Here is a 2610-nt window from a genome sequence, read left to right on the forward strand (position 1 = left end):
TTGCGCTGTCGATCGATAGAACCACGCAGGATCTGCGGGTATCGCGTGTCGTGCACGTCACCAATGGCAGCCTGGAAGGTGCCGCGATCGTCGTCGAAGTGACGACCAACATCCTCTGAATCGAGAGTTATGGTCCGCTGGGCCGGCCGGCACCGCGTTGCGGCGACCGGCAGCCTGAAAGGACTGGAGCGGCTCACGCGCGGTGAACCGCTACTCCTTGCCGCTTTCGGAAATGCCGTTGCCGCCGGCGGTTGGCAGGATACCGAAGTCTTGCGACTTCGCCCCTTGCTCCGCCGTCAGGAAGCCGTCTGAGGCAAGACCGCGCCGCAGCAATTCCCTGACCGCGGCCGAACGGCTCGGCATACGCTTGTCGAAGCGCCAGTTTTCCAGCGCAGCCAGCTCGTCTGACGTCAGCATGATCTGCAACCGTTCCGGGCGTTCCAGTTCAGTCATCGCGCTCCCTCGCTCAGGATCCCGATACCTCGAATGAGTATTCAACTCGCTTACCTAATAGTTAGGAAAGCGCTCCTAGCGCGTCAAGACCTCGGGATGAGTGAACTGCTTCTCATGCGCATGATGAGCCTGATGGTATTCGGCGTAAGGCGCATACTTGCATAACTATGCTAACTAGCTGATTTGTTTAGATATTATTTAATTCGTGACTTGCCAAGATGAAGCCCCTGCCGCATTGTGCAACCTGAACAGAAAACCGTTCCCTTTGGGAGGTTTCGATGCGGTATGATTACTCGGCGCGACTGCGCGATGACGTCCGTTCAGCGGTCCAGATCGCCTTCAGGAAGACCGGCATCGTCAGTATCACGGCGGTGGCGGAACATGTAAGGGTCAGGAACCTGGCCGAAAACATCGCCCTCGAGGACGTCGAATACATTGTCTTCCAGGCAGCCCAGCTGATTGGCGCCGCAATTGAATTCGACGGGCTCACCAATTTCGACGGCGTGGCTGGCCTGTTCGTGGATGGTCTCGGTGGCGACGATGGCGGGCGGATGATCGCCCAACGCGACGGGCCTGGTCCGGCCACCCTGCAGTAAGACGGTACCGGCTGAACAGGGGGCCTTCTCAAAAGGCCGCCCTGCTGTTTCTGAACCGGATGATGACCGGAGCCGTTCCGTCAGGCGGAGCCGGCGATTTGTGAGGCGAAGTCGCGATAGGGACGCAGAGGGCGGCCCAGAAGCGCGGTCAGGCGCTCCACGTCGCCGGCCTCGGGCAGCATGCCGTCGGTCAGGAACCGTTCGCCCATCAAGCGCATGTCGTAGGCCATCCAGGCAGGCAGGAACTGCTTGAGATTCTGCTCGAAACCTTCGGTGTTGTCGCCGCCGTAGCTGATCGGCCGGGCGAGCACGTCGGACCAGATGGCCGCGATATCCGTCCCGGTCAGTGTCTGCGGACCGACGAGGTTGATCCGCTCGAGCGCAAGCGGCTCCGCGGACCGTTCGCGGCGCAGCAGCTCGAGAGCGGCGATCTCGGCGATATCACGCACGTCGACCATGGCGAGACCTTTGGCGCCGATCGGCATTGTGTAGGTGCCATAGCCGGTGATGACGTCTTCGATCATCAGGTCGTTCTGGATGAAATAGGCCGGGCGCAGGATCGTAGCCTGGAAGCCCATCTGCTCGATCATTCGCTCGACGCCGAACTTGCCGGCGAAATGCGGCACGTTCACATACACGTCGGCATGGATCACCGAGAGATAGACGATCCGCTCGATGCCCGCCGATCGGGCGACGTTCAGCGCGACCAAAGCCTGGGTGAATTCGTCCGGCACCACGGCGTTCAAGAGGAACAGGGTGGAAACGCCGGACATGGCTTTGCGCAGTGAATCGACATCGAGAAAGTCGCCTTGCGCGACCGATACGCCCGCCGGGAAGCTGGCTTTCGACGGATCGCGGACGAGAGCACGGACGTCGGCGCCGCGCTTGACGAGGTGCTCGACGACTTGGCGGCCAACATTGCCTGTGGCGCCGGTAACGAGGATGGTCATGGAATTTCTCCTGTTGGGTTGCTTGACAGGCCCAATATGTGTGGCTCACAAACACTCAAACAGACCGAAATTTTAGACGCACCGTCTCACTGGTGGAACACCTATGGATATTCTGGCCCTCACCGATTTCAACCTCGTTGCCCGCCATGGCGGTTTCGGCAAGGCGGCACGGGCCACCGGCCGGCCCAAGGCAACCCTGTCGCGGCGCGTTGGAGACTTGGAGAGCAGCCTTGACCTGCGCCTGTTTGAACGGGGTGCGCGTAACCTGAAGCTGACCGAGGAAGGACGGGCGCTTTTCGAGCGGACGGGGGCGTTGCTTGCCGAACTGGACGAGACGGCCGCGGCGATCGCCTCGGGCGGTCAAAGACCCAAGGGGAGACTGCGGATCAGCGCGCCCCTGCTTTTTTCTCAGACCGCGATGGGGAGGATCGCCGCGGGATTTGCCCTCAAATTTCCGGAGGTGAGGCTGGAGGTCACGACGGAGGACCGGGCTGTGGACATGATCGAGGAAGGCTACGACCTGGTGATCCGGGTCAACCCGGATCCCGACGAAAGCTTGGTCGGACGGGCGTTTCTCCGCGACCGGCTGGTCGTCGTGGCGAGCCCTCACC

At 61.4% G+C, this 2610-nt stretch carries 4 protein-coding genes; 2 read left to right on the forward strand and 2 right to left on the reverse strand.

Annotated elements, in window-relative coordinates; genetic code table 11:
* Window positions 1-210 precede the first annotated feature (210 nt).
* Window positions 211-453 (reverse strand): hypothetical protein, encoded by a 243-nt coding sequence (locus tag EN879_RS31520; RefSeq protein ID WP_013530767.1) that lies wholly within the window; start codon window positions 451-453, stop codon window positions 211-213.
* Between the two features lie 278 nt (window positions 454-731).
* On the opposite strand from EN879_RS31520, the gene EN879_RS31525 reads away from it, so the two are divergent.
* Window positions 732-1049, forward strand: coding sequence for a hypothetical protein (locus tag EN879_RS31525; protein WP_063168566.1), 318 nt, complete (start codon window positions 732-734; stop codon window positions 1047-1049).
* Between the two features lie 80 nt (window positions 1050-1129).
* On the opposite strand, the gene EN879_RS31530 is transcribed toward EN879_RS31525, so the two are convergent.
* On the reverse strand, window positions 1130-1999 hold the full coding sequence (locus tag EN879_RS31530; protein WP_013530765.1) for an NmrA/HSCARG family protein: 870 nt from the start codon (window positions 1997-1999) through the stop codon (window positions 1130-1132).
* 103 nt (window positions 2000-2102) lie between these two features.
* Here EN879_RS31530 and EN879_RS31535 point away from each other — a divergent pair.
* Window positions 2103-2610, forward strand: a 508-nt coding sequence (locus EN879_RS31535) for a LysR family transcriptional regulator (protein WP_164774702.1), incomplete at its 3' end; no start/stop codon positions are given.

Origin of the sequence: Mesorhizobium sp. M7A.F.Ca.AU.002.02.1.1 (genome assembly GCF_003998535.1) — a bacterium.
In the GTDB taxonomy this organism is placed as follows: Bacteria; Pseudomonadota; Alphaproteobacteria; order Rhizobiales; family Rhizobiaceae; genus Mesorhizobium; species Mesorhizobium ciceri.

What these genes read in the sequence shown, in the direction of transcription:
- EN879_RS31520 (WP_013530767.1), bottom strand. Translation starts at nt 453, where the DNA reads ATGACTGAACTGGAACGCCCGGAACGGTTGCAGATCATGCTGACGTCA.
- EN879_RS31525 (WP_063168566.1), top strand. Translation starts at nt 732, where the DNA reads ATGCGGTATGATTACTCGGCGCGACTGCGCGATGACGTCCGTTCAGCG.
- EN879_RS31530 (WP_013530765.1), bottom strand. Translation starts at nt 1,999, where the DNA reads ATGACCATCCTCGTTACCGGCGCCACAGGCAATGTTGGCCGCCAAGTC.